The following is a 25,193-nucleotide window of genomic DNA, read 5'->3' on the forward strand; positions in this document are numbered from 1 at the left end:
GGCGCCCGGGCTGCCGACAACGTGCGCGCGCCGAACGCGAGTTGAAGCGGACACGAAGGCGACGGCCGGCGCGAGGCCGGCCGTCGCTGCGGGCAAGTCGCCGGGGCGACACCTCATGGGTGGTGCGTAGAGGTCGTGCAGAGGACGCCGGACCAACCTGTCAGGGGGCTACGGCGCGGCCGGTCTGCGGGGAGATCCTGCCGGCGCACAGGCTGCGGGCGGTCAACCCCTGCGCGATACGGGGGATCGCGGCCCGGGAGTTGGCGGACCAGTCGTGCATGAGGATGATCTGGCCGTTGCCGAGCCGTCCGGCGGCCTGGACGATGGCATCGGCACTGGCGCCGTTCCAGTCCTGTGAGTCCACGTCCCAGATGATCTCGGTCAGACCGTACTTGGCCTCGACCGCCTTCACCGTCGAGTTGGTCTCGCCGTACGGCGGCCGGAACAGGTTCGGCGTACCGCCGCCCGCGGCCGCGATCGCCTGCTGGGTCCGGGAGATCTCCGAGTCGATCTGTGCCTGGCCGAGCTGGGGCAGATGCGGGTGGGTGTAGCTGTGATTGCCGACCCACATACCGGCGTTGACCTGCGCCCGTACCTGGGACGGGTTGGCGGCGGCGTACTGGCCCTGGTTGAACATCGTGGCCCGCAGCCTGTTCTGCGTGAGCGCGTTGAGCAGGGCCGGTGTGCTGCCGGACGGGCCGTCGTCGAAGGTGAGTCCGACGTATCCGTTGCAGGCGGCGGCCTGCGCCGGGGCGGAGCTGACGGTGAGGCTGCCCGCGGCGACCAGCGCGACGGCGGCGAGCGTCGTCGGCAGGGGATGTAACGCGAGACGTGTTCGGGTGCTCATGCCGACACCGTGATGTTGGAGCTGCCGCTGCTCTGGTATCCCTCTGTCGCGAGGATCATGTAGTAGCTGAAGCTGCCGAGGCGCATTCCTGCTCGCGCCCAGGCGTCGAAGTGGTTGCCGGTGGTGATGGTGCCGCCGGTCCGCTTCGACTGGCGGACACTCCAGTACTGATTGAAGGTCTTCGTGCCTTCGACGGACGGGGCGTTGTACCGCGTCGTCTGGTAGATGTCGTAAGTGCCGCCGTCACTGGTGACGGCGCCCTTGTACGTTCCCGTCGGCCGGTAGGTGCCCCAGTTGTCGACGACGTAGTACTCCACGAGCGGGTTGGACGTCCACCCGTAGAGGCACAGGTAGGCGTTGCCGGATGGGCTGAAGGAGCCCGAGTAGGACACGTTCCTGCGGCTGCCGTTGCTCCAGCCCTTGCCGGCGACGAAGTTCCCGGTGTTCCTCCAGGTGGTGCTGTAACTGCCGCCGGAGCTGAGGTTCATGGAGACCGTGCCCTGTGCGTCGGTCCAGAACGAGTAGTAGTAGCCGTTGTTGGTGCCGGTCTGGTTCGTGGTGACGACCGTGTCGGCGCGGGCCGTGCCGGGCAGAGCCAGCGCGGTCGCGGCGCCCAGCATCATGGCGCAGGTCTGCCTGCGGCTGGGCTGTGCAGGTATGAGGTTCATGTGCGGGTTTCCTCCGTCTTCCACGGGCGGGGGTTTGGTCCGACAGTGTTGACCTGCACCCGTCAAGCGTCAATAGTTTCGCCCTTGATTGCGAAACATTCGTAGGGAATTCGATGTCCACGAAGGGAATAACACCTGGTCGTATGCCTTTTCTGGTTTGTCGATGTGGTCATGGAGGTGATGTCTGTTCACTGAAGATCAGATATATGGGTTGCGGCATCGAATGTTTCGAACGGTCTTGCCTCGACAGAATCACACCTCCGTGTGTGGCCAGACCGATGCCGGTGCGTTGGCAGAGACGATGCCCTTGACCCTCGGGGAGTTCCGCGGCCTGGACTCGGGGTCGTTGAAGCCACTCCCACAGGTCGAGGACCGTCGGACCTGCCATCCGTACGGCGAGTGCCGTTCCGCGTGCTGTGGGCTGAGGGGGACGGTGTCGGGGTGCTCCGGGGAACGGACGACCGGTTACGGGCTCTGCGGACGCCGACTCCGGCAGCGCCGCCGAGATCCCGCGCGGTCGCAAGGTTGTTCCGACCGTGCCCGCGTGGCGGGCCTTGTGTCATGTCGCGGCTCGGGTGATGCGCAGGCAGCGAAATGTTCGAACTGTGACCTCGGTGTCAACGCGCGCAGTTCATCTTGTGGACACCTCGAATACTCCTGGAATTACCCCGCAATTCTCAGTGGCTTCTCACGTACCACCTGTTTCGTGTCCTCTGTCGCCCGACCGGGCCGTACGACGAAGGAGGCGCATGGTGGCGCTACCGGTGACCACACGACGGAAGTCCCCTGGTCAGGAGGAGGATCAAGACCTGGCAGAGGAACAGCCGTTGCACGTGGCCAGCAGGCTGCACGCGTTCAACCGGTTCGAGCTGAAGTACCTCGTTCCGGTCGAGCAGGCGGCCGAGATCCGGGACGAGCTGGCTGAGCGGATGGATCGTGATCTGAACAGCCCGGCCGGCGGCTACGGCGTGTGGAGTCTGTACTACGACACCCCGCAGCTGCGGTTCTACTGGGAGAAGATCGAAGGCCTGAAGTTCCGGCGCAAGCTGCGCATCCGCCACTACGGGACCCCGGACGGCGTCACCGACGACTCCCCGGTGTGTGTGGAGATCAAGCAGCGTGTCAACCGGGTCACGCAGAAGCGCCGCATCACCCTTCCGTACGGCGTCGCACGCCAGTTGTGCGACGGCCGCGAGTTGATCGAGCACTCGGCGAGGGAGAGCGCCTTCATCCAAGAGGTCCTCGAACTCGTGGTTCGGCTGAATCTCCTGCCCACCGCGATCACCGGTTACCAGCGTGAGGCCCTGGTCGGCCGCGACGCGGACACCGGGCTGCGGGTGACCTTCGACCGGCGGATCCGCGGCCGGGACCGGGACTTCCACTTCGGCACGCCCAACCCGGAGAACCGGTTCACCATCCCGCCGCACCTGTCGGTGATGGAGATCAAGGTCAATGAGCGCACCCCGTACTGGATCACGGACCTGGCGGCGCGTCGGAACCTCAACCTGATCCGGGTCTCCAAGTACGTGCAGTCCATTGAGGCGTTCGGCCTGGCGCCCCGGTCCGTCTTCCACGTCCACGAGGCGGACCACTCACAGCCCACGACCCCCACCATCAACCCGCTGTCCGGACAGCGGCAGGCGCACGTCGCGCCCTTGAAAGCAGGAGCACAGTGAACTTCGATCTGCAGGAACTCAGCGGTACGTTCAGCGTCACCGACGTCGTCGTGGCCATGGCGCTGTCCTTCGTACTGAGCACGATCATCGGCCATGTGTACCGGTACACGCACCGCAACGTTTCCTACAGCCAGTCCTACGTCCAGACCCTGGTCATCGTCGGCATGGTCGTCGCGTTGATCATGCTGGTGGTCGGGTCCAACCTCGCCCGGGCGTTCTCCCTCGTGGGAGCCCTGTCGGTGATCCGATTCCGGAACGCCATCAAGGAGACCAGGGACGTCGGCTTCGTCTTCATGGCGATGGCGATCGGCATGGCCTGCGGTGCCCGCTTCTACACCCTCGCGGCTGTCGGTGCCGTCGTGATCTGCGTGGTCGTCGTCGTGATGTTCAAGTTCAACTGGTTCGCCCTGAGCGTCCAGCGTCAGGTCGTCAAGGTCCAGGTACCCGCGGGCGAGGACTACTCGTCGGCCATCCGAGACGTCCTCATCCGGTACACCACTGAGTTCGAGTTGGTGAGCACCGAGACAATCCGCGGCGGCGCGCTGACCGAGGTGTTCTACACAGTACGGATGAAGAAGGGCACCGAGCCCAGTGATCTGGTGAACGCGCTCCAGGAGCGGACCTCGGGCCAGCGGGTGACAGTCCTGACCGGTTACGACTCGACCGACCTGTGATGTCCGGCGGCAACGAGGCGGCCCCTCGGCGACAGCGACAGCGACAGCGACTTCGGGATCGGATCCCCGTACGTCTGCGGCACCACTGGAAGCCGGCCGGAGCCCTGTGTGCGGGACTGGCGGTGATGGTCTACTTCTTCGGCGACGCCCGCGTCTCGCCGTACGTCACTTCCACTTCCCGCGTGGAGGCCGACGCCATCACGGAGAACGTCCAGGGCACGGTCGACCTGTACGACACCTCTGTGTCCCACTCCATCCAACTGGAGTACGACCAGACCGACTTCACCAAGATGATGAAGGAGTTCCGCGAGGACGGAACCAAGGACTACATCGAAGCGGACCTCACCATCGACGGGGTCTACCTCGAAGACGTCGGGATCCGCCTCAAGGGCAACTCCACATTGATGTCCCTGCGTGGAAGCGGTCAGGGCGGGCCCGGTGGCGGCCGGACCATGCCCGAAGGAGCCGCGCAGGGCGCCCCGGACCTGCCACAGGATGGTGGGACCGGGAGCCGGGACCGCGGCCAGGGCAACGGCGGCGGTCCCGGCGGTGCCATGGGCGGAATCACGCAGTACAACCTCTCCGAGAAGAAGCCCGAGGAACTGCCGTGGCTCATCAAGGTGGACGAGTTCATCGAGGGCCGCGCCTACCAGAGTGAGCGCGAGATCTCACTGCGTCCTGGCAGCAAGGGCCAGGTACCGGTGAACGAGGCTCTCTCGCTGAGCCTGACGGACAGCACCGGCCAGAAGAACGAGCGGTACGCCTTCACGTCGATGCAGGTCAACAACCGTCCCGTCACTACCAGGTTGATGGTCGAGAGCCCGGACACGGAGTACGCCGAGTCCATCGGCGACGGTGACGGAGTCCTGTACAAGGCGCGGGCCGGCGGCAGTTTCGACTACCAGGGTGACGACCCGAGCGACTACGAGGACTCGTTCAAACAGCTCAACAAGGTCGGCAGCCAGGACCTGTCGCCGGTCATGAAGCTCATCAAGTGGGCGAACCAGGCATCGGACGAGGAGTTCGAGAAGGAGCTCGACCAGTACGTGGACGTCGAGTCGCTGGCCACGTACATCTCCGCGCAGAACCTGCTGATGAACTTCGACGACATGGCCGGACCGGGCAAGAACTACCTGCTGTGGTACGACCTGGACACCAGGAAGTTCTCGGTCCTCGGGTGGGACTACAACCTCACCTTCAGCGGCGACGCGACGTCGGGCCCGGACGACGACATGGGCATAGGCGGCGCACTCGGTGGTGGAGGAGGCGCTGCCAACGGGCAGAGCGGCCAAGGCGACCAGGGAACAGGTGGTCGGGGGGCGCAGAGCGCACCCTCCGGAGCGCCGTCCGGGATGCCCGAGGGAATGCCTTCGGGGATGCCCGAAGACCTGCCCGAAGACCTGCCGGAGGGAATGCCTTCAGGCATGCCGGGCGGTCAGGGCGGCCAAGGCGAAGGCGGCGGGCCCGGCGGCTCCATGGGCCACCCCTTGAAGGAACGTTTCCTGGACTCGGACACCTTGGATCCCGTTTACAAGACGGCGTACAAGGAGCTGTACGAGAAGTTCTACGGCTCCGGGAACGCCCTGACGGCGCTGAATGACATCGCCGAACAGGCGGGCAAGGCCGGTGCCGGCGGGAAAGAGCTGGACTCCGCCGTCGAGAAGCTGCGCAAGACGGTCACCGAGCGCGCTGAGGCGCTGAGCAGGAACAAGGAGGTGACCGGCTGATCTCCGGCGCCCCGGACGGCAGTTCCCCGTGGGACGCCGTCCGGGGCGTTCGGCGAAATCCGAACCCCGCACCAGCGAAGGAAGCTCCATGCCCGTCGCGCCGTCAGCGCCCGCGCCGCCCAGACACAACGTGCTCGTGGTCGAGGACGACCCGAGCATCCGCACCTTGCTCACGTCAGCTCTGCACGCCGCCGGATACGCGGTGAACACCGCCGACACCGGCAGGACGGCCATGTTCGAGGCGGGCCGCAGCCAGCCGGATCTGATCCTGCTGGATGTGGGCCTTCCGGATATCGACGGCTTCGCGGTGACGCGTCATCTGCGCGCGGAGGGTGTCTACACACCCGTGCTGTTCCTGACGGCCCGCACCGACGTCGAGGACCGCATCATCGGCCTCAGCTCCGGCGGGGACGACTACGTCACCAAGCCCTTCCATGTACAGGAGGTGCTGCTGCGCATCCGTGCGATCCTGCGGCGCAGTGACATGCCGCCGGGTGGCGGGGCCAGGCGGCCGGCCCTGCGGTACGCCGATCTGGTGCTGGACGAGCAGACGCACGAAGTGTGGCGGGCGGGCCTGCCGATCCAGCTGTCGCCCACCGAGTTCCGGCTCCTGGTCTGCCTGCTGGCGCAACCGGAACGTGTGGTGGGCAAGAAGGAGATTCTGTCCGAGGTCTGGCACTACGACTTTGCGGGAGACGCCCGCATCGTCGACACGTACGTACGCAATCTGCGGCGCAAGATAGACCGGTTCGAGCCCCAGCTCATCCAGACGATCCGCGGTGTCGGCTACTGTCTGCGGGCCGCCCGTCCCGGACCGGGAGCGGCGGCGTTGTGAGGCAGTGGCTGGGGCGGCTGAAACCGCGCTCTCTGCGCGCACGGCTGGTTCTTGGCGCCACTTTGCTGGCCACCTCGGCGGTTCTGCTCTGCCAGGCGGCGGGGCTCGCCCTGCTCCACACCTGGCTCACGGACCAGGTCGACGGTCGGCTCAGCCGCTTCCAACCGGTGGCCCAGCTGGAACGGGACGTCGTCGACGGACGGACGACTGCAGGGGAGAGCGGCAGGAGCAACGCCCTGCCCTCGGACTACCGGGTGTACTTCTACGACAGCGACGGACGCAGGCTGCCCAGGTCACTGAGTGGCGACGAGGGTGGTGCCGGGCCGCGGTTGCCCTGGTCGGAGTCGGCACTCGATCTGAGGAACGGCCGACCCGTCACGCTCGCCGCGACCGACGGGGAAAGCACCTGGCGGGTGATCGCCCGGCCCGGCGCCGACGGCACGAGGGTAGTGGTGGCGCTGCCTCTGAACGAGGTGGAGAACGCGACCGTCAGGATGCTGTGGTTCAGCCTCGCCGTGGGGGTGGCTGTCGCTGTCGGCATCATCCTCTTCGGCAGCCTCGTCGTGCGAGTGGGGCTACGTCCGCTGGCCGGGGTCGAGCGCACCGCACGGCGCATCGCCGACGGCGAGTTGGAGCTGTGCGTTCCGGACCAACACGTGGTCACCGAGGTCGGCCACCTCAGCCGCGCCTTGAACACCATGCTCGACCGGCTGCGCACCGCGTTGCACCGTGCAGAGGCGTCCGAGCAGCGATTGCGCCACTTTCTGGCAGACGCCGGTCACGAACTGCGCACGCCTCTCACCTCCTTGCAGGGCTTCGCCGAACTCCTCGTACAGGAGCCGGAGATGAGTCCTGAACGACGCCACGAGGCGCAGCAGCTGATCGTGCGGAACGCGGAACGGATGAGCCGCCTTGTCGAGAGCCTGTCCCAGCTGGCCAAGCTGGGGGACGTGCCCGCGACGCAGTGGCAGCCGGTCGACCTGCTCTCTCTGGCCGCGGACAGCATTGCTGCCGTCGCCGTGCAGTACCCCGACCGCAGTATCGGCTTGGGTGCCCTTGCTGACACCGAGGGCGATGCCCATGAAGCAGAGCTGGACGTCGTCGATGCTCTCGGTGATCCGCACCAGCTGACTCAGATCCTGTCCAATCTGCTCACCAACGCATGCGTCCACACCCCGACCGGGACCCACGTCCGGGTGCGTGTCGGCACCCTCCGTATCCGCCCGAACGGCCAGGGCACGGACGGAGGGGGCCGCACCAGTGTCAATCCTCCACTTGCCGCCGGGACTCTTGTCTGTGCCGTAGAGGTGGCCGACGACGGGACCGGCCTCGCCGGGTCGGACGCGCGGCGCGTGTTCGAACGCTTCTACCGCGCCGGCTCCGCCCAGCGGGCTGTGGCCGGCTCCGGTCTGGGACTGGCGATTGCTTCCAGTGCCGCGGAGGCCAATGGCGGGCGTCTGGAGCTCGACACCCGGCCGGGGGACGGCTGCACATTCCGCTTGCTTCTGCCGAACCGGCCCACTGCCGCATCCACGGCGCACCGCGAAGGACGGACCCTTCCGTTGCTGTCCGCCACGGCTGCCGGCGTCAGTGGATGACCTTCGCCTGACCAATTCCTCACCACTACCGAAGGAGTTTCAGCGGTGAAACTCAGCACCGTACGACTGGGGCGAAACCGTACGGCCGCCGCGCGTGTGCACAAAAGGCACTGCGTGCTGCTGCCGTACCCGGACGTCGGGGCGCTGATCGCGTCCGGCGACGGCTGGTGGGACCGGGCCGGTGCCGATATCGGTGAGCGTCACAGGCTGGACGACGTCTCCTATGCACCGCTGATGGTCCGACCGGGCAAGATGGTTGCCGTCGGCCTCAACTATGCCGTTCGGGCAAGGGAGTTGGGGTGTCCCGTCCCTGCCGCGCCGGAGTTCTCCGTGCGCAACGACAGCCATGTGGTCGTCGGTGCCGACGACGACATCCGCCTGCCGGCCGAGGGGCAGGACGTGCACTGCGGTGTGGAGCTCGGTGTGGTGATCGGGCGAAGGGCCCGGGATGTGACGGCCCGGTCGGCCCTGAGCCATGTCGCGGGTTACACCGTGGTCAACGTCGTCGCGGTGCGGAACGGCCCGGAGCGCATCCCGTCCGCTGTTGTCGCCACTGTGGTGGGGCCCGCCCTGATCACCACTGATGATGCGCCGATCGGCGCTCGCGGCTTGACGATCAACTGTCTCGTGGACGGGCGCGTCACGCAGAAGGCGAACACCTCGGAACTGATCTTCGACGTCGCCACCGTCATTGCGAACGTCAGCAGCTCCGTCACCCTGTTGCCCGGCGATCTGATCACGACCGGAACGCCGGCCGGAACCGGTACCAGTCGTAGATACGAGGTACCCCCTCGGCCGGGAACACAGGTGATCAGCGTGATCAAAGGCGTCGGTGAACACCGCAACATCGTGATGCGGCCGAGTTCACAGTGAATCGTGGGAGCGCTTTCGGCCATTGATCTGATTCCCCGTCAGTTCTCGGTATCCTCCCCCCGCCCCCACAGGCGGGGCGGCAACAGTGAGGCCGCGGCCCTGGACCAGGGCCCGTGAGCCGCAGTCTGCCGTCCCCTCATGCCTGAGGAATCCATGACTCCCACCCCCCACCTCACCGAAATCGCCGCCCGCGTGGAGCGGCCGGCCCCATTCCAGCCGGTCGACCGTTCGCTTCTCCCGGAAGCCGGTACCGCGACAGTGGACATCGTCGTGCCGGTCTACAACGAGGAGCGCGCCCTGCCCGGGTGCCTGCGCACCCTCCACGCCCGGCTGTCCGAGGGGTTCCCCTTCCCCTGGCGGATCACGGTCGCCGACAACGCCAGCACCGACGACACCCTCGCCACCGCCCGCCGCCTCGCCGACGAACTGCCCGGGGTAGGCGTCGTCCACCTGGACCGGAAGGGGCGCGGGCTGGCCCTGCGTACCGTCTGGGGCGCCAGTGACGCGGACATCGTGGCGTACATGGACGTGGACCTGTCCACCGGCCTCGACGGGCTGCTCCCGCTGGTCGCCCCGCTGGCCAGCGGGCACTCGGACCTCGCGATCGGCTCCCGGCTGGCACCCGGAGCGCGCACGGTGCGCGGGCCGCGCCGCGAGTTCGTCTCCCGCTGCTACAACGGCATCATCCGGCTCACCCACGGAGTCCGCTTCACCGACGCCCAGTGCGGGTTCAAGGCGGCCCGTATGGAGGTTCTCCGGCCCCTGCTGGAGGTGACTCGCGACGACGCGTGGTTCTTCGACACCGAGCTGCTCCTGCTCGCCGAGCACAACGGACTGCGCGTCCACGAGGTGCCGGTCGACTGGGTCGAGGACGTCGACACCCGGGTGGACGTGGTGAGCACCGCCACTGACGACCTGCGGGGCCTGTGGCGCATGGCGCGCCTGAAGGCCTCCGGCGGTGCCCGCGTCGGCATTCGACCGCGCCCCGCACCGTCCGCCGAGCACCCCGACGCCGTCCTCGCGCCCGCCACGGGACGTGGAGTGCTGTCGTGGGAGCTCGGCTGCTTCATCGCGATCGGCGTCGTCTCCACGGTCGGACAGGCCCTGCTGTACTGGCTGGCACGCGGCTGGTGGACTCCCGCCGTCGCCAACCTGGTCTCGCTGTTCGTCCTCACCGTCCTCAACACCGAGGCGAACCGGCGCCTCACCTTCCGGCACTCCTCCACCGCGCCCGCCCGCGCCCACCTCGGTGCCGGCGGCCTGTTCGTCCTCGGCTACCTGGTCACCTCCGGGGCGGTGCTGTGGTTCAAGTGGCTCGATCCCGGTGCCTCACCGGCCGCCGAGACCGCGGTCCTCGCCGCGGCGTCCGTCGCCGTCACCGGCGTGCGCTTCGCCACCCTGCGGCTGGCCGTCTTCGCCGGCCCCCGCAGCCGTACCAGTTGACGAGAGCGAAACGAGACATGAGCAACTACGCGCACATCACGTCCGTACCGGCGGCTTCGGAGCACGCCGGGACGCGTACGTCCGTCCGCTCACTGCCCACCTGGGCGGCACCCGCGGCACTCGGAGCCGTCATGGTGCTCGCGGCGATCCTGTACGGATGGGCACTGGGTTCCCTGGGCTGGGGCAACAGCTACTACTCGGCGGCCGTGAAGTCGATGGGAACGAGCTGGACGAACTTCCTTTTCGGCTCCTTCGACCCGATCGGCGTCGTCACGGTCGACAAGCCCCCGGCCGCGCTCTGGCCGCAGGTGATCAGCAGCAAGATCTTCGGGTTGCACGGGTGGGCCCTGATCCTGCCGCAGGTGCTCGAAGGAGTGGCCGCGGTGCTGGTGCTGCACCGCACCGTGCGCCGCTGGGCGGGTGAGGGCGCGGCGCTGGTCGCCGCCCTGGTGCTCACGCTCACGCCCATCACCGTGGCCATCAACCGGGACAACAACCCGGACACACTGCTGGTCCTGCTGCTGGTGTCGGCGGCGTACGCGCTCACCCGCGCGCTGCAGGCGGAGGGCAGGGCCGCGACCTGGTGGCTGTGCGCGAGCGGCTTCCTGATCGGGTGCGGATTCCTCACCAAAATGCTCGCCGCCTGGATGGTCATCCCCGCGTTCGCCGTCGCCTGGCTCGTGGGAGGAAGCGGCGCCTGGATACCGCGAGTGCGGCGTCTGCTGGGCGCGGGAGCCATCCTGGCGGCGTCCTCCCTGTGGTGGGTCGCCATGGTCGCCCTGTGGCCGGGCGACCGCCCGTACATCGGCGGCAGTGAGGACGGCTCGGCCTGGGACCTCGTGATCGGCTACAACGGACTCGGGCGGGTCTTCGGCTCCAGTGACGGAGCACCCCAGGGAATGGGTGGCGGCGGCGGCGGAGGCGGCGGCGGGTTCCCCGGCGGGTTCGGCGGTGATTCCGGCCTGACCCGGATGTTCGACTCGCAGGTGGGCGGGCAGATCAGCTGGCTGCTGCCCCTCTGTGGGCTGGCGCTGGCCGGCGCGGTCGTCGTGGCGGTGCTGCACCGACGCGGGAAGCTGCCCGCCTCCGCCCTGCTGCCGGCCTCGGGCTGGCTGCTGTGGGGAATCTGGTTGGTGGTCTGCGCCGCCGTGTTCTCGACCCAGAAGGGCATCTTCCACCCGTACTACACCACCCAACTCGCCCCGGCCATCGCCGCTCTGTGCGGTGGGCTGACGGCCGGCCTGGTCCGTGTGCACCGTGCGGGCTTCCGCTGGGCGCCCCTGGCCGGCGCGGCCGGGGTCGTGGTGAGTGTGGTCTGGGCGGTGGTGCTGGTCCGCCGTGCACCCGACTGGAACGGCTGGCTGGTGTGGCCGGTGCTGCTCGTGGGCTGCGCCGCCGTCGTCCTGCTGGTGCTGGCACGACGGAACGCCCGGTTGCTGACGGTTGCCGTGGGCGCGGCGGTGGCGTCGGTCCTCGTGGCCCCCGGGGCCTGGGCGGTGAGCGTGCCCGGCTCCACCAGCATGGGCGGGTCCAACCCGACGGCCGGGCCGACAACGATGGGCTTCGTCGGAGGCGGCGGCATGCCTCGGCAGGGTGGGAACGGCGGAGGCCTTCCGTCGGGCATGCCATCCGGGATGCCGTCGAACATGCCTGGCCTCCCCGGCGCCGACGGCTCCTCGAGCGGGTCCGGTGCACCCCCGTCCGGCGAGATGCCGTCCGGGATGCCTTCCAGCATGCCCACGGCGGGAGCGGGGGGCGGTATGCCAGGAGCCGGCTCGGGAGGTGCCCCGGGCGGGCGCGGCGGTCCCGGCGGCGGTGGGGAACTCACCGCTGACCAGCGCAAGATCCTCCAGTACGCCGTGAAGCAGGCGCCCGACGCACGTATCAAGCTCGCCGTCGAGGGCGGAGCCCTGTCCGCCAGTTCCTTCATCCTCGGCACCGACGAGACCGTCATTGGCATGGGCGGCTTCACGAACAGCGACAACGCGCCGTCGGTGGACCAGCTGAAGGAGTGGACCAAGAACGGCGAACTGCGCTACATCCTGGGTTCCGGCACCAACGGCGCTGGGCCGGGCGGCATGTCGGGCGGATACGCCAAGCAGCGTTCCGACTGGATCGCCGACAACTGCACGAAGGTGCCGGCGTCGTCCTATGGCGGCACGTCCTCCGAAGAGGACAGCGGGGGTGTGATGGGATTCGGGGGAGCCGGCGTGCTCTACGACTGCGCGGCCAAGTAACCCGGGCCGGAGCGGGCACCACCAGACGGCAGAACGGATCAGCAGACGTCATGACCGACAGGCCCCCAGCGGCGAGGCCGGGACATCGGCTCCTCGTCGTCGAGGACGAGCCCAGCATCCGTACGCTGCTGGAGGCGACGCTCCGTCTGACCGGATACGAGGTGAGCAGCACCGACACCGGACAGTCGGCCCTCCTGGAGGTCGAACGTCTCGAACCGCACCTGGTGCTGCTCGACGTGATGCTGCCCGACCTGGACGGCTTCGAGGTGACCCGCAGGCTGCGGGCGGCGGGGAACGACTGTCCGATCCTGTTCCTCACCGCCCGCACCGGCACCCACGACCGGGTCAGCGGTCTGCGCGCGGGTGGAGACGACTACGTCTCCAAACCGTTCAACATCGAGGAGGTCCTGCTGCGCATCGAGGCCATCCTGCGTCGAACGGCTCCGGCCACGACGGCACGGGTGATGCCGAGCGTCCTGAGCTACGCCGACCTGGAACTCGACGAGGGCGCCCACGAGGTGCACCGCGCGGGGGAGTACATCGCCCTGTCACCCACCGAGTTCAAGCTCCTGGCCTACCTCCTGGCGAACGCGGGCCAGGTGGTGACCAAGGTCCAGATCCTCGACCACGTCTGGAGCTACGACTTCGCCGGTGACGTACGGATCATCGAGACGTACGTCCGCTACCTCCGCAAGAAGATCGACTGCTTCGATCCACCCCTCATCCAGACCGTGCGCGGTGTCGGCTACAGCCTGCGTCTTCCCCGCGACCACGCAGGGACGTCGGAGCAGTGACCCACCTCCTGCCCCGGCCGCCCGGATCACTGAGACGACGCCTCGTCGTGGGTGTCACCGTGCTCGCCACCGCGGCGGTCCTGGCTTCCCAGGCCATCGGTTACGTAGTGCTTCGGTCCTGGCTGCTGGACCGCGTCGACGAGCAACTCGTCGAGTTCCACCCACCGGCACCGGCCTTCTACGACGCCCTGGACGGCACACTCCCGGCGCCGGGGAAACAACTGGACGTACTGCCCTCGGATTTTCACGTCTACTTCTACGACGCCTCAGGCCACCTTCTGAACGGCTCCCTCGGCTCCGAATCAAAGCCGGGACCTCAGCTGGCCGATGAGGCGCAGGACCTCGGTCTGCGGGACGGACATCCGGAAACCATGCCCGCCACGAGCGGTGACGGCCGCTGGCGAGTGATGCTCAACCCCGGCCCGGACGGAATGAGCGCGGTGGTCACCCTGCCGCTCGACACCGTCGACGGCGCCGCCTCGAAGGTCTTGTGGCTGAACGCAGTCCTGCTTGCCGTCACGATCGTTGCCCTGCTCGCCCTGGGCCGGTGGGTGGTCAGGCTGGGCCTGTTGCCCTTGACCAGAATGGAAAGTACCGCCCAGGACATCACCGCGGGTCGGCTCGGCCTGCGGTTGCCCGACACCGATCCGCGCACCGAGATCGGACGGCTGGGCCGGGTCCTGAACTCCATGCTCGACCGCCTCCAAAAGGCGCTGCTGGCCCGCGAGGCCTCCGAGGCGCGGCTGCGTCGGTTCGTCGCCGACGCAGGGCACGAACTGCGCACCCCGCTCACCGCCATCCAGGGCTACGCCCAACTCGCACTGCGCCCGGAGCGACGCTCGGCGAAGGAACTGCAGGAGGCCAACAAATTCATCGCGCAGAACGCGGAACGCATGAGTCTGCTCGTCGACGACCTCCAACTGCTTGCCACTCTGGACAAGGAACCCGCTTACCGGAGGGAACGGGTCGACCTGCTGTCCCTGGCGGCGGACGCCGTCAGTGCGACCGCCGTCCACCGTGCGTCCCATCCCGTCGACCTCGGCCCGCTGCACACTGCGGCCGATCCCACCGGAGCCGAGGAACTCGACGTTGCGGAGACCGTCGGCGACCGGCACCGGCTGCGGCAGATCCTCGAGAACCTGTTGTCCAACGCCCGCGTCCACACCCCGCCGGGCACATGCGTCCACGTCCGCGTCGGCACGACGGAGGCGGGTCCCGGAACGGGCGGCACGGACCGACCCGGACGTTTCACCGCTTCACCGCCCCTGCCGGAGCACCTGCCGATCAGCGTGATCGAGGTGGCGGACGAAGGGCCTGGCCTCGAACCCGTCGACGCCGAGCTCGTCTTCGAGCGCTTCTACCGCGCCGACCCCGCCCGTTCGCGCCTCCACGGTGGCAGCGGCCTCGGTCTCGCCATCGCCGCGGCCATCGCCGAGGGGCATGGCGGCCGCCTCGAACTCGACACGACTCCCGGCCATGGCTGCACCTTCCGCCTGGTTCTGCCCGCAGCCGACCCGGGCCGGGAACCTCGCTGATTGACGTGCAGGTTCTCCGAGGGCTTCTGAGCGCGGAGATGGTGCTCGTCAGCAGGTCAGTGGTGTGCACGATACCCGTGCTGCGATCTCCAGGAATCTGCGAGTAACTATGGGAAGTTCGCGGCAACTTCAGTGATCCATGTGCTTGTGTCGGATTCTGATTCTGAAGGTCGCGGGCTGCCGAGCTGTGCCCGGTGACGATCGGCGACATCCACCGGGAACACGGCCAGTGGGGCCGGTTCGTCGTCCAGGCAAGGGCGCTCGCGGCTCGGGACACGGCCCCGAGAGGCCTACATGTTCCGAGAGGGACGCGAGCTGCTCTGGTGGTACATCGAGGGTGCGACATGAAGTCGCTCAACATCAGTGGAGGAATCAAGAGGCAGATAACTCCCCGGCCAAGTAGTCACGCGGCCGGTTCCCTAAGTCGGGTGCGGTCCTGGTAACGGGGTCGTGCTAAGCCGACTGACACGAAGCCCAAGGGGCTGCGGGCCATTCGCAGCCAACAGGCACGGGAAAGCTCAAGTGGGTGAACGCAAGTGAACCTCCGATGAGGCTTCGTCATACCAAGGTCGCGCAATGGCATTTGTTCGGCGGCTGAAGGGCCTGGCGCTGGAAAGCGCAAGGTGGCCACCTGCCCCTTCTTGCAGGCGGCTTGACTACCACTGGCCCCGGAGTATAGGAGGCACCCTCCTTGAGCGCATCTGAGTGGAGCGGAACATGGAAATCCCGTACGGGTCCGGCCTTGCGGCCGGTAGACCAAAGGTAACGACGGTGAACTCCTGTGCGGGGAAGGATGACCCAAGAAGCGAATGCTGCCAGGGCGAAAGTCCACGGGAAAGCGCAGGCCGCGGAGCCTCATCCGCTGCGTATAACCGGGCAGATACCGATCTCGATGGCCGGTCCCGAAAGGGAGCCCACGTGGGTCAGGTGGATCTTTGAAGAGGCGAAGCGAAATGTCGGCACCGAAGTGCAAATTAGACGCGGCAACGGCGAGGGATGCGGCAATCGCGACCCTCGATCGTGAGCCAGCGAATGGAGCTTCGGACGTCTCCGATGCGCAGTACTGGCACAGCGTCAACTGGCCAGTAGCAGAGGGGCACGTACGGCGTCTTCGGCAGAGAATCTTCAAGGCTACGCAGGATGGCGACCTCAAGAGAGTTCGCAATCTTCAGCGACTGATGCTCAAGTCTCACTCGAACACGCTCGTCAGCGTAAAGAGGGTGACGATGCAGAGCGTCGGACGACGAACAGCTGGAATCGATGGCGAGAAAGCTCTCAATCCGTCCGCCCGAGGGCGCGTGGCAAGGGAGCTGGCCTCTGTCTCGGCCTCGAAATCCAAGCCTGTTCGCCGGGTGTATATCCCTAAAGCGAATGGAACGATGAGGCCGCTCGGTATCCCTGTCATCAGGGACCGAGCCCAGCAGGCGAGGGTGAAGAATGCTCTAGAGCCTGAATGGGAAGCGCGCTTCGAAGGGGCTAGCTACGGCTTTCGGCCTGGGCGTGGATGCCACGATGCGATCGAGAAGATCTTCCGGACCGTCTCGACCCGCAAGTCGCGGAAACCCTGGGTACTGGACGCTGACCTCGCGAGCGCGTTCGATCGAATCGACCATGAGCATCTATCAGGGACGGTGGGCTGCTTCCCCGCCAGGGACGCAATCCAGCGATGGCTGAAGGCGGGCGTAATGGACAGGGGACGATTCGCACCCACTGAGGAGGGAACTCCCCAGGGCGGTGTGATCAGTCCGTTGCTACTGAACGTCGCGCTGCACGGTATGGAGGAGGCTTTGGGGCGTCGGGCAGGAATGCACCGTATGACGCTCCAGAAGTTCCCTCGCCCGGTGCGGTACGCGGACGACTTCGTAGTGTTTTGCCACTCGGAGGAGGAAGCGGAGAATGTGAAGCTCGCGCTTTCAGAATGGCTGATGCCGAGAGGGCTTACCTTCAATGAGCAGAAGACCCGAGTGGTCAAGCTCGAAGACGGATTCGACTTCTTGGGGTTCAACGTTCGGAAGTACGACGGCAAGCTGATCATCAAACCGAGCCGGGACTCCATCCGTAGGATCAAGCGGGAGATGAACGCAAGGGTCAAGGCTCTTCGGGGAGCTCCTGTCGAACAGGTCGTCAGAAGCCTGAACCCCCTGATCAAGGGATGGGCCACTTACTACAGAGGAGTTGTCTCCACGGAGACCTTCGCCTCACTCGACCACCATGTATGGCGGTTGACATGGAAGTGGGCCCGATGGCGCCACCCCAAAAAGTCCAAGGCATGGATCGTGGACCGCTACTGGGGAAAGTTCCATCCTCAGCGGAACGACCGCTGGGTATTCGGCGACAAGGACACGAGCAGATACCTGTACAAGTTCGCTTGGACCAGGATCGTGAGGCACATCCCTGTGAAGGGGACCGCATCGAAGGATGATGCCAGCCTCTCGGAGTACTGGGCCAACCGCACGCGGAAGCGCAAGCACCCACAGGCAGACGGTCCCAATGTCTACCTGGCTGCGCGACAGAAAGGGCTATGCCCTCTGTGCGGGTTGGACTTGATCGCGGGAGCGGGTTACGAACCGGATGACGTGCGCGAATGGGCGCGCTGGTTCGACGCGAAAGCCCGAACCCTCAACAGGCATCACGTCGTGTACCGAAGCCGAGGTGGATCGGATGATCGCTCGAACTTGGTCCTCATCCACACGGAATGCCACCGCCAGCTCCATGCTCGCGATGGCGGACCGAACCCGGAGAGGAATACCTGTATATAGGCCCTGGGGATCTGCTTGAGCCGTGTGCGTCGACGAGGCGCACGCACGGTTCTGAGGGGGGCCTCGCCCTGAGAGGGGCGGGGCCTACCCGACAGGTCCGGGTGGAGTTCGGCGACGACGCCGATCAGCCGTCCGCGCCCCTGTGGCCGTCCGAGCGCAAGCCCAAGGCGATAGCGGCGCTGAACCTGCCGATCGCCCCGGCGACCACACGCTCGACATTCCGCCGCCAGCTCCACGCGGCGGCCGCGAGCTACCTGACCTGGCCGATCACCGACCTCTTCCCGTACCTCCTCCGGCACGCCTGTGCGACCCACAACTACGAGCGCGGCATGACGCTGTGGGAGGTTCAACGCGTCTTGGGTCACCACTGGGCCACCACAACTCTTCGGTACATGGCTACTGCACAGGCAGACCCCGAGCATGCCGAGGTGGCAGCGAGCTCGCGGGCGGCCCAGCGCCTGGTGATGAACAAGGGGCACCTTCGGTGAAGTGGAATCTGCGGATGGTGGCCGCTCAGCGGGACCTGTGGCGTCCCACCGAGTTGCTGGAGGCGTTCAAGACCGTCGGTTTCACGCCGTCGCTGAGCCAGGTCGCCGCGATGTGGAGCGGCACACCGGTCGCGGTGCGGCTCGACGGCCTCGACAAGATCTGTGCCGTGCTGAACTGCACGGTTGGAGACCTGCTCCCGGCCGAGCCCCTGGAGGCCGCTGCGGGAAAGACCGAAGCACTGCCGAAGGCTGTAGTCGCTGAAGGCTTCGACGGGGAGCCAGTACGGCCGACGCCCCGTCGGCAGGGCAGCCGTCGCTCGCTGCCACCGAACTGACGAATGGCGGCACGATCTCATCCCGCTCAGTGCCCGGACTGCCAGGGCTGGGGGGACTCACCCGGGACGACAAACTGCGCGGACTGCGGCGAGTCCTGGCCTGGTCATGCAGTTGTCACCGCGCGGTCTCCCAGGCCGTCCACAATCCGGCGTACACACCACCGGCATCAACCAGCTCTCCGTGGGTGCCGGTCTCGATGATCCGACCGTGCTCCATCACCATGATCCGGTCGCAGGTTGCTGCTTGGGAGAGACGGTGCGCGACCACGACTGCGGTGCGCCCGGCGAGGACAGCATCAGCGGCGCGGTCGAGCTGTCCGGCGTAGGCGGAGCCGGCCTCGGCGGTCGCTTCGTCGAGAATCACCAGATCGGCGTCGGCGAGCAGCAGGCGAGCGAGGGCGAGTTGCTGCGCCTGTGCGTCGGTGAGCGGGTGCCCGCCGACACCCACCAGGGTGTCCAACCGGTCGGGGAGAACATCGAGGACCGATGCCGCGCCGGTGGCTTCCAGCGCTGCATGGAGGTCGCGGTCGGTGGCCCCGGGCGCGGCGAGGGTGAGGTTGTCGCGCAGAGTGCCCGCGAAGACGTGGACCTCCTGGGTGATCATCGCGGTACGGCTGGGGCGAGTCACCCTCCCGGCCTCGGGCAGGTGGGTACCGGCGACCACGCCGGCGAGCGTGGTCTTGCCCGCCCCGGACACGCCGACGACGGCCACGCGCTGACCGGACGGGATGTCGAGGGTGATGTCGTCGAGCACCCTTGGCCCCTCGCCGTAACGGAACGAGACCTCGTCGAGCCGTACGGCGGTGCTCGCGGCCTGCGCTGGGACAACCGACGAGCCGAACGCAATCGTGACGACCCCGATCATGCGGCTCAGCGAGGCGAGGGCGGACTGGAGGGTGTCGATGACCAGCAGCAGCTGGTTGACCGGTCCGAGCAGGCGTAGTACGAGCAGCATGGCGGTGGTCGCGCCGCCGACGGTCGATGCGTTGTGGTCGATCAGGACGAAGCCGACGACGAGTACGGCGGCCAGGCTCAGGCACTCCGCGAGGTTGAGCCGGGCATTGAGCATGCTCAGCACGGTGCGTGCCCGGAGCGACTGCCCCGCGACGCGCCAGGAGTCCGTCATCACAGCCCGGTGTCGTTGCTCGGCGAGCCCGAAGCCGAGCACGGTGGCGTAGCCGCGCTGGGACTCGAGGATCTGCTGGGCACGCGCGCTCATCGCCGTGCGCTCGGCGCGATGGACCCCCAGTCCGATGCGCAGGTACCACCGCACGGCCAGCACGTAGACCGGCAGTACGACGGCGAAGGCGGCCGCGTAGGGCCATTCCAGCGCCGCGAGCCCGCCCAGCGACACGACGATGGTCAAGGCGGTGACGGTGAGCACCGGGATCACGGCGGGGGCGGCGTCGGCGACCGCGGTGACGTCGTCGCTGGACCGCGAGATCAGGTCCCCGGTACCGGCGCGCTCGACGAGGTGCTGCGGGAGCGTCATGGCGCGGCTCACGAGCTCCTCGCGCAGCGCGGCGAGGATGGAGTGGTAGACGCGGGTGGCGAGCACGATCGTCAGCGCGGTGCCCGCAGCGCCGAGCACTGCCGAGAGTGCCATGACGACCGTGACCGTCAGCACTGTGGCGAGGTCCGCGGTGCCGGCCTGCACGCGCTCGACGAGGAATCCGATCGCCACGGGAACGATCAGGTCGACGCCGGTGCTGACGATCCCCAGCACCCCGGTCGCGGCGAGCCGGAGCCGGTACCCGTGGCTGAGCCGCCACACCTCCCTGACCGTCTCGCGGCCGCTCGCGACCGGCAGTCCGGCATCGGAAGCCGCGGTCTCGGCCACGTCGGAGGTGCCGTTCACAGCGCCGTCCTTGAGAGTGCGGGGACGTCGTCGGGCAGCTCGACGACGCGGTCGCAGGCAGCGAGCAGTGCCGGGGCCGAGGCGATCAGCAGCGTCGAGCGGCCTGCCCGGACACCGCGCAGCCGGCCCGCGATCGTGTGCTCGGTGACCGAGTCGACCGCGGTGGTCGGGTCGTGCAGCACGAGCACCGGCGCGTCGCTCGCCAGTGCGCGCGCGAGCGCGACCCGCTGGCGCTGGCCGCCCGAGAGCCGGTTGCCGCCCTCGCCGACCGGGACGTCGAGGTCGGCGGCGAAGTCGTCGCAAGCGGCGGCCCGCACCGCGGCGTCCACCCGCTCGGGCGCGCCCGCGATCACGGCGACGTTGTCGCGCAGGGTGCCGCTGAACAGCGTGACGCGGTGGGGCGCGACGGTGACCCGGGCGCGGTACTCGACCGGGGACAGCTCCCGCGCCGCGATCCCGTCGAGCCGCGCCTCGACCCCTCCCGCGGGCCGCGGGTCCAGCAGCGCCTCGACGACACGGGCGGCGGTCCGGTCGTCGGCGCGCACGCCCACGAGCTCGCCGGGCTCGACCCGGATCGTCACGCCGGGCCCGGAGATGCTCGGCACGACCACGTCCAGCTCCGGCAGCGCGGCGACCTCCCGCCGGGTCGCGTCATCGGGCCCGGCCGTCGACGCGGCGTTGTCCCGCAGCACGTCGAGGACGCGCACGGACGAGGCGCGGGCGCCGGCGAGATTGGGGACGGACGTGCTCGCGATCGCCTGGATCTGCGGCAGCAGCGCCTGGGCGAGGCCGACGGCGGTGATCAGCCCGCCGATGCTGAGCTGTCCGTCCACGGCGAACCAGCCCGCCAGCCCCACCACCGCGGCGACGAACGTGCCGCTGACCACACCCGAGCCCACAAGGAACCTCCCCAGCAGGCCCGCGTTGCGCCTGGCGCCGACCAGGGTCTCCTGGCTTGCCTGCCGGTACCGGCTGGTCGCCTCGGCCTCGGCACGCATCCCCTTGATCACCCGGTAGCCGGCGACCAGGTCCGTGGCCTGTCCGACCGTGGAGGCCAGCAGCCCCTGGTACGCGCGGGTGTCCCGGGAGAGCCGCTCGCTGAGCACGCCCATCGACCAGACCGCGACCGGCGCCCCGAACAGCACCACGAGTCCGAGCAGCCAGTGCGTCGCCAGCAGCGATACCGCGATGAATCCGATGGCCGTGACCCTCGAGACCGGGATGATCGTCAGGATCACCGCGTTGGACAGGCGCGCGACGTCGCTCGTCATCACCGAGACCACGTTGCCGCCCGGCGCACGGGCGGTGCCGCCGACCGGGTGCAGCACGCCCGTGGAGAGGGTGCCGCGGAGCCGGTGCTGCAGTACCTGCACCGCGTGGGCGGTCAGCCGCAGCGAGAGCCTCGCCGCCGACGTCAGCGCGACGTAGAGGGCCACCAGCACGCCGAGCCACAGGACCAGCTGTCCCTCGTCCCCGGTCGCGACGGCCCGGTCGATCGCGAGTCCCATCACCAGCGGGACCGCGGACTCGCCCACCTGCCACACGATCGCCAGCAGCATCGCGGGAACGCTGATCCGCCGTACCGAGAAGATCACGCGCAGCAGGAACCGGCCCGGGGTGGTCCCCGGCCCGGACTCGAACGGCTGAGCGCCGAGCGGCTCGGCGGGAGCGAGCAGGAGCACTGGCAGCCGGCGGGTCAGCGGTCCTCGCCCCAGTCCTGCGGAGTCGGCGCCCGAGAAACGCAAGGAGTTCCTCATGCCTGGCTCCGATTCCTGTTCCGGAGCGGGAAGCACCAGAGCAGGGCATCGGCGAAGATTCCTCGCCACCATGCGTAGTCGTGTCCGCCGGCGAACTCTCTGTAGAGGGTGTCGTAGCCCTTCCCGGTGAGTACGTGGTCCAGCCAGCGGCTGTGGGTGTTCGAGCTCTCCAGCTCACCGACGTCGTGGAAGATGCGGATCGGTGCCGTTTCTGCTGCCAGGTAGTCGGCGATCAGTGTCGGTACGGGGGTGCGGCGCAGCAGCTCGCCCGATCCGGTGCCCCACCTGAGGTCAGGGTGGTACCCGCACGACGGGGACTGGAGGATGGCGTTGCCGAACGTCGTCGGGTGGTGGAGCGCTGTCCAGCCGGCGCACAGACCGCCGAAGCTCTCCCCGGCCAGGGCGACGTCATCGGGGTCCCGCGAGAGCGGATACCGGTGGTGCAGCCACGGCAGCAGTTCCTGCACCAGCATCCGGGAGAACGCCGGGTTGCAGAGCAGTTCTTTGTCGCGCTGCGGTGCGGGCTGATCGACGAGGACCACCGCGCAGGGTCGGACCAGTCCCGCCCGGACCAGGGCGTCACGAACACTCGGCGCGCTGTGGTCCGGCGTCCCGTCCAGGTGGATCACGAAGGGCAGTGGGCTCTCGTCCGAGAACTCTCCCGGGGGCATCGAGACCCAGATGCGGCGTTCGTCTCCCAGGAGCTCGCTCGCCAGCACGGCAGCTTCCACGGCCGGGGCCGGCCGTGCTTCGGCCTGATCGAGCCAGGGCAACGGCACCGCGTCGGGCAGCACTGCCACCGAGGCCCCGGAGAACCGCTCCACCGAGCACTCCGAGAACCTCGGTGGCGGGTTGAACGGGTCCGGGATCCGTTCGCCCCCACCCGTCGGCCCACGTCGTGCGAACACGTACGAGAAGCGCAGGTCGGAACGCATCCGCAGGGTGAGCACGCGGAACGGCGTCCCCGCCACCGGGGCGAACTCCGTGTCGATCGGGTTGAAGCCGATTCTGGGGCCGATCACCACCGAGAGGGTGACCGTCGTGTCGTCTCCGGGCTCGTCGACGAACGTCACCTCCACCTCGTCCGCGGAGACCCGCTCGACCAGCGGTGCACCCGTCTCCTCGAGGTGTCGTCTGAACCTTTCCGGGCTCCACTCACCGGTCGCCAGCTTCTCGACCAACGGATCAGTCATTTCTCGCACTCTCCACGTCGGTGTTGCCGGCGGACCACTGTCGGGTTCGTTCGCGGCCGAGCGGCACCACCTGGGGGCTGCCGGCCACCGGATCGGGCACCACCAGGCAGCGCAGTCCGAACACCTCCTCGACCAGCTCGGCCGTGACAACCTCGTCCGGAGTGCCCTCGGCGACCACGGCGCCGTCCTTCATGGCGATCAGGTGGGTGCCGTAGCGGGCGGCGTGGTTCAGGTCGTGCAGTACGGCGACCAGGGTGTGGCCGACGTGGTGCAGGTCGGTGAACAGCTCCATCAGCTCGATCTGGTGGGTGATGTCGAGGAAGGTGGTCGGTTCATCGAGCAGCATGATGTCGGTGTGCTGCGCGAGCGCCATCGCCACCCACACTCGCTGGCGCTGCCCGCCCGACAGCTCGTCCACCAGGCGCCCGGACAGGTCGGCGACCGAGGTCTGGTGCATCGCCCTGAGCACGGCCTGCTCGTCGTCCTCGGTCCACTGCCGGATGAACCCCTGGTGGGGGTACCGGCCCCGGGCCACGAGGTCGGCGACGGTGATCCCGTCCGGGGCGATCGAGGTCTGCGGCAGCAGTCCGACGCGCCGCGCCACCTCTTTGGCCCGGTAGGAGTTGATGTCGGCACCGTCGAGGACGACCTGTCCGGCCGACGGCCTCCGCAGTCGGGACAGGCTGCGCAGCAGGGTGGACTTGCCGCACGCGTTCGGGCCGACGATGACCGTGAACGACTCGTCGGGGATCGCCACCGAGAGGTGCTCGGAGATGATCCGCCTGTCGTAGCCGATCGTCGCCGACTCCACACGCAGGCGCGCGGTGTCGGGCGGGGTTGCGCTCACAGGCGTCTCCTGGCTTCGGTGAACAGCAGGTATCCGAGGTAGCCGCCGCCGAGCACGACGGTGATGATGCCGACCGGCAGCGGGGTGGGAGCGACGTGCTGGGCGAGGTAGTCCGACGCCAGACACATCAGCGCGCCGACGAAGGCGGCGGGGGCGAGGGTGATCCCGGCGGTGCGGGCGAGTCGGCGTCCGATCTGCGGCGCGACCAGCGAGATGAACGCGATCGGCCCCGACGCGGCCGTGACCGTCGCCGTCAGCGCCACTCCCACCAGGAGCAGGCCGAGGCGTGCGGGCGAGACCCGTACCCCTTGCGAGAGGGCCGCGTCGTCACCCAGCTCCATCTGCCGCATCGGCCGGCTCAACATCCCGGCCAGCAGCAGGAGTACGGCGATGCAGGCGCCGCCGATGACGACCTGGTCCCAGGACACGCCGTTGAGCGACCCGGCACCCCACGCGGCCGCGGACATCGCCTGGTCCAGGTCGGCCTTGAGGATCAGCCAGGTGTTGAGCGACTCGAGCATCGCCGCGACGCCGATGCCGACGATGATCAGCCGGAACCCCTGCACCCCTCGTCGGTAGGCGAGTACGTACACGGCCACGGCGGTGGCCATACCGCCCAGCAACGCCCCGCCGACCAACTGCACGTAGGTGCCGTTGACGACCAGGATCACGATCAGCGCGCCGGTGTAGGAGCCTTGGGTGAACCCGACGATGCCGGGGTCGGCGAGCGGGTTGCGCAACAGTGACTGGAAGACCGCCCCGCTCACACCCAGGGCTGCGCCGAACACCAGCGCCGCCGTCACCCGGGGCAGCCGCCACTCGACCACGATGTCGTGGACGATGTCGGTCTCCCGGCCGGTCAGTGCGGAGAGCACCTGCCCGGGGCTCAGCGAGTACGAGCCCGTCATCATCGCGAGGACCGCTGTACCGGCGATCGCGACCGCGAGCACCGTGCAGACGACGACCGAGCGCCACTGGAGCCGTACCGCGATCCGCCGGTGCCGCAGCACCAGCACCCGCCGCCCGAAGTCCACCCGCGGAATGTGCGT

Annotated in this window: 20 protein-coding genes and 1 pseudogene; 14 read left to right on the forward strand and 7 right to left on the reverse strand. The window is 68.2% G+C overall.

Annotated features, from left to right (window positions below; translation table 11 throughout):
- Positions 1–160 precede the first annotated feature (160 nt).
- Both ACN20J_RS48665 and ACN20J_RS48670 read right to left on the reverse strand, forming a co-directional pair.
- Entirely contained in the window at positions 161–847 is a 687-nt protein-coding gene (locus ACN20J_RS48665) for a polysaccharide deacetylase family protein (RefSeq protein WP_419668655.1), read from the reverse strand.
- Positions 844–1,515 carry a glycoside hydrolase family 11 protein gene (locus ACN20J_RS48670; RefSeq protein ID WP_359939639.1) on the reverse strand — a complete coding sequence of 224 codons (672 nt, stop codon included), beginning with the start codon at positions 1,513–1,515 and terminating at the stop codon, positions 844–846. Before ACN20J_RS48670 ends, ACN20J_RS48665 begins: the two co-directional genes overlap by 4 nt.
- Positions 1,516–2,348: 833 nt before the next feature.
- Here ACN20J_RS48670 and ACN20J_RS48675 point away from each other — a divergent pair.
- The 14 genes and pseudogenes from ACN20J_RS48675 (at position 2,349) to ACN20J_RS48740 (ending at position 18,489) form a co-directional block, all read left to right on the forward strand.
- Positions 2,349–3,191 carry a polyphosphate polymerase domain-containing protein gene (locus ACN20J_RS48675; RefSeq protein WP_189845008.1) on the forward strand — a complete coding sequence of 281 codons (843 nt, stop codon included), beginning with the start codon at positions 2,349–2,351 and terminating at the stop codon, positions 3,189–3,191.
- Entirely contained in the window at positions 3,188–3,865 is a 678-nt protein-coding gene (locus tag ACN20J_RS48680) for a DUF4956 domain-containing protein (protein ID WP_055611857.1), read from the forward strand. The genes ACN20J_RS48675 and ACN20J_RS48680 overlap by 4 nt, the downstream gene beginning before the upstream one ends.
- A complete protein-coding gene (locus tag ACN20J_RS48685; RefSeq protein ID WP_419668656.1) occupies positions 3,865–5,592 on the forward strand; it encodes a CotH kinase family protein in 1,728 nt (575 codons plus the stop codon). Before ACN20J_RS48680 ends, ACN20J_RS48685 begins: the two co-directional genes overlap by 1 nt.
- A gap of 88 nt (positions 5,593–5,680) precedes the next feature.
- A complete protein-coding gene (locus ACN20J_RS48690) occupies positions 5,681–6,427 on the forward strand; it encodes a response regulator transcription factor (protein WP_189844960.1) in 747 nt (248 codons plus the stop codon).
- Positions 6,424–8,025 carry a sensor histidine kinase gene (locus ACN20J_RS48695; protein WP_419668657.1) on the forward strand — a complete coding sequence of 534 codons (1,602 nt, stop codon included), beginning with the start codon at positions 6,424–6,426 and terminating at the stop codon, positions 8,023–8,025. Before ACN20J_RS48690 ends, ACN20J_RS48695 begins: the two co-directional genes overlap by 4 nt.
- A 45-nt stretch (positions 8,026–8,070) precedes the next feature.
- Complete coding sequence (locus ACN20J_RS48700) at positions 8,071–8,898, forward strand: fumarylacetoacetate hydrolase family protein (RefSeq protein WP_419668658.1); 828 nt, start codon at positions 8,071–8,073, stop codon at positions 8,896–8,898.
- Positions 8,899–9,051: 153 nt separating this feature from the next.
- Positions 9,052–10,341: a glycosyltransferase gene (locus tag ACN20J_RS48705; protein WP_419668659.1), complete on the forward strand. Its 1,290-nt coding sequence runs from the start codon at positions 9,052–9,054 to the stop codon at positions 10,339–10,341.
- 17 nt (positions 10,342–10,358) lie between these two features.
- Complete coding sequence (locus ACN20J_RS48710; protein ID WP_419668660.1) at positions 10,359–12,578, forward strand: ArnT family glycosyltransferase; 2,220 nt, start codon at positions 10,359–10,361, stop codon at positions 12,576–12,578.
- 50 nt (positions 12,579–12,628) lie between these two features.
- Positions 12,629–13,372 carry a response regulator transcription factor gene (locus ACN20J_RS48715; protein WP_189844965.1) on the forward strand — a complete coding sequence of 248 codons (744 nt, stop codon included), beginning with the start codon at positions 12,629–12,631 and terminating at the stop codon, positions 13,370–13,372.
- Positions 13,369–14,907 (forward strand): sensor histidine kinase, encoded by a 1,539-nt coding sequence (locus ACN20J_RS48720; protein WP_419668662.1) that lies wholly within the window; start codon positions 13,369–13,371, stop codon positions 14,905–14,907. The genes ACN20J_RS48715 and ACN20J_RS48720 overlap by 4 nt, the downstream gene beginning before the upstream one ends.
- Positions 14,908–15,080: 173 nt before the next feature.
- A pseudogene (locus tag ACN20J_RS48725) lies at positions 15,081–15,243 on the forward strand (site-specific integrase); the annotation flags it as partial.
- 617 nt (positions 15,244–15,860) lie between these two features.
- Positions 15,861–17,666 carry a group II intron reverse transcriptase/maturase gene (gene ltrA, locus ACN20J_RS48730; RefSeq protein WP_266761157.1) on the forward strand — a complete coding sequence of 602 codons (1,806 nt, stop codon included), beginning with the start codon at positions 15,861–15,863 and terminating at the stop codon, positions 17,664–17,666.
- Between the two features lie 101 nt (positions 17,667–17,767).
- The gene (locus ACN20J_RS48735; protein ID WP_419668663.1) at positions 17,768–18,154 is read left to right on the forward strand and encodes a tyrosine-type recombinase/integrase; all 387 of its coding nucleotides are present in this window, start codon (positions 17,768–17,770) and stop codon (positions 18,152–18,154) included.
- Entirely contained in the window at positions 18,151–18,489 is a 339-nt protein-coding gene (locus tag ACN20J_RS48740) for a helix-turn-helix domain-containing protein (RefSeq protein ID WP_419668664.1), read from the forward strand. The genes ACN20J_RS48735 and ACN20J_RS48740 overlap by 4 nt, the downstream gene beginning before the upstream one ends.
- A gap of 115 nt (positions 18,490–18,604) precedes the next feature.
- Here ACN20J_RS48740 and ACN20J_RS48745 read toward each other — a convergent pair whose 3' ends face one another.
- The 5 genes from ACN20J_RS48745 to ACN20J_RS48765 are packed head-to-tail and all read right to left on the reverse strand — an operon-like array spanning position 18,605 to position 25,178.
- A complete protein-coding gene (locus ACN20J_RS48745) occupies positions 18,605–20,347 on the reverse strand; it encodes an ABC transporter ATP-binding protein (protein WP_419668665.1) in 1,743 nt (580 codons plus the stop codon).
- Positions 20,344–22,104: an ABC transporter transmembrane domain-containing protein gene (locus tag ACN20J_RS48750; RefSeq protein ID WP_419668666.1), complete on the reverse strand. Its 1,761-nt coding sequence runs from the start codon at positions 22,102–22,104 to the stop codon at positions 20,344–20,346. The genes ACN20J_RS48745 and ACN20J_RS48750 overlap by 4 nt, the downstream gene beginning before the upstream one ends.
- A complete protein-coding gene (locus ACN20J_RS48755; RefSeq protein ID WP_419668667.1) occupies positions 22,101–23,297 on the reverse strand; it encodes an alpha/beta hydrolase in 1,197 nt (398 codons plus the stop codon). Before ACN20J_RS48755 ends, ACN20J_RS48750 begins: the two co-directional genes overlap by 4 nt.
- Positions 23,290–24,144 carry an ABC transporter ATP-binding protein gene (locus ACN20J_RS48760; RefSeq protein ID WP_419668668.1) on the reverse strand — a complete coding sequence of 285 codons (855 nt, stop codon included), beginning with the start codon at positions 24,142–24,144 and terminating at the stop codon, positions 23,290–23,292. The genes ACN20J_RS48755 and ACN20J_RS48760 overlap by 8 nt, the downstream gene beginning before the upstream one ends.
- Positions 24,141–25,178, reverse strand: coding sequence for a FecCD family ABC transporter permease (locus ACN20J_RS48765; protein WP_419669094.1), 1,038 nt, complete (start codon positions 25,176–25,178; stop codon positions 24,141–24,143). The genes ACN20J_RS48760 and ACN20J_RS48765 overlap by 4 nt, the downstream gene beginning before the upstream one ends.
- Positions 25,179–25,193 lie beyond the last annotated feature (15 nt).

Source organism: Streptomyces sp. 2-1 (genome assembly GCF_048564895.1).
In the GTDB taxonomy this organism is placed as follows: Bacteria; Actinomycetota; Actinomycetes; order Streptomycetales; family Streptomycetaceae; genus Streptomyces; species Streptomyces phaeochromogenes.

What these genes read in the sequence shown, in the direction of transcription:
- ACN20J_RS48750 (WP_419668666.1), bottom strand. Translation starts at nt 22,104, where the DNA reads ATGAGGAACTCCTTGCGTTTCTCGGGCGCCGACTCCGCAGGACTGGGG.
- ACN20J_RS48670 (WP_359939639.1), bottom strand. Translation starts at nt 1,515, where the DNA reads ATGAACCTCATACCTGCACAGCCCAGCCGCAGGCAGACCTGCGCCATG.
- ACN20J_RS48715 (WP_189844965.1), top strand. Translation starts at nt 12,629, where the DNA reads ATGACCGACAGGCCCCCAGCGGCGAGGCCGGGACATCGGCTCCTCGTC.
- ltrA (WP_266761157.1), top strand. Translation starts at nt 15,861, where the DNA reads ATGTCGGCACCGAAGTGCAAATTAGACGCGGCAACGGCGAGGGATGCG.
- ACN20J_RS48755 (WP_419668667.1), bottom strand. Translation starts at nt 23,297, where the DNA reads ATGACTGATCCGTTGGTCGAGAAGCTGGCGACCGGTGAGTGGAGCCCG.
- ACN20J_RS48705 (WP_419668659.1), top strand. Translation starts at nt 9,052, where the DNA reads ATGACTCCCACCCCCCACCTCACCGAAATCGCCGCCCGCGTGGAGCGG.
- ACN20J_RS48665 (WP_419668655.1), bottom strand. Translation starts at nt 847, where the DNA reads ATGAGCACCCGAACACGTCTCGCGTTACATCCCCTGCCGACGACGCTC.
- ACN20J_RS48685 (WP_419668656.1), top strand. Translation starts at nt 3,865, where the DNA reads ATGTCCGGCGGCAACGAGGCGGCCCCTCGGCGACAGCGACAGCGACAG.
- ACN20J_RS48710 (WP_419668660.1), top strand. Translation starts at nt 10,359, where the DNA reads ATGAGCAACTACGCGCACATCACGTCCGTACCGGCGGCTTCGGAGCAC.
- ACN20J_RS48690 (WP_189844960.1), top strand. Translation starts at nt 5,681, where the DNA reads ATGCCCGTCGCGCCGTCAGCGCCCGCGCCGCCCAGACACAACGTGCTC.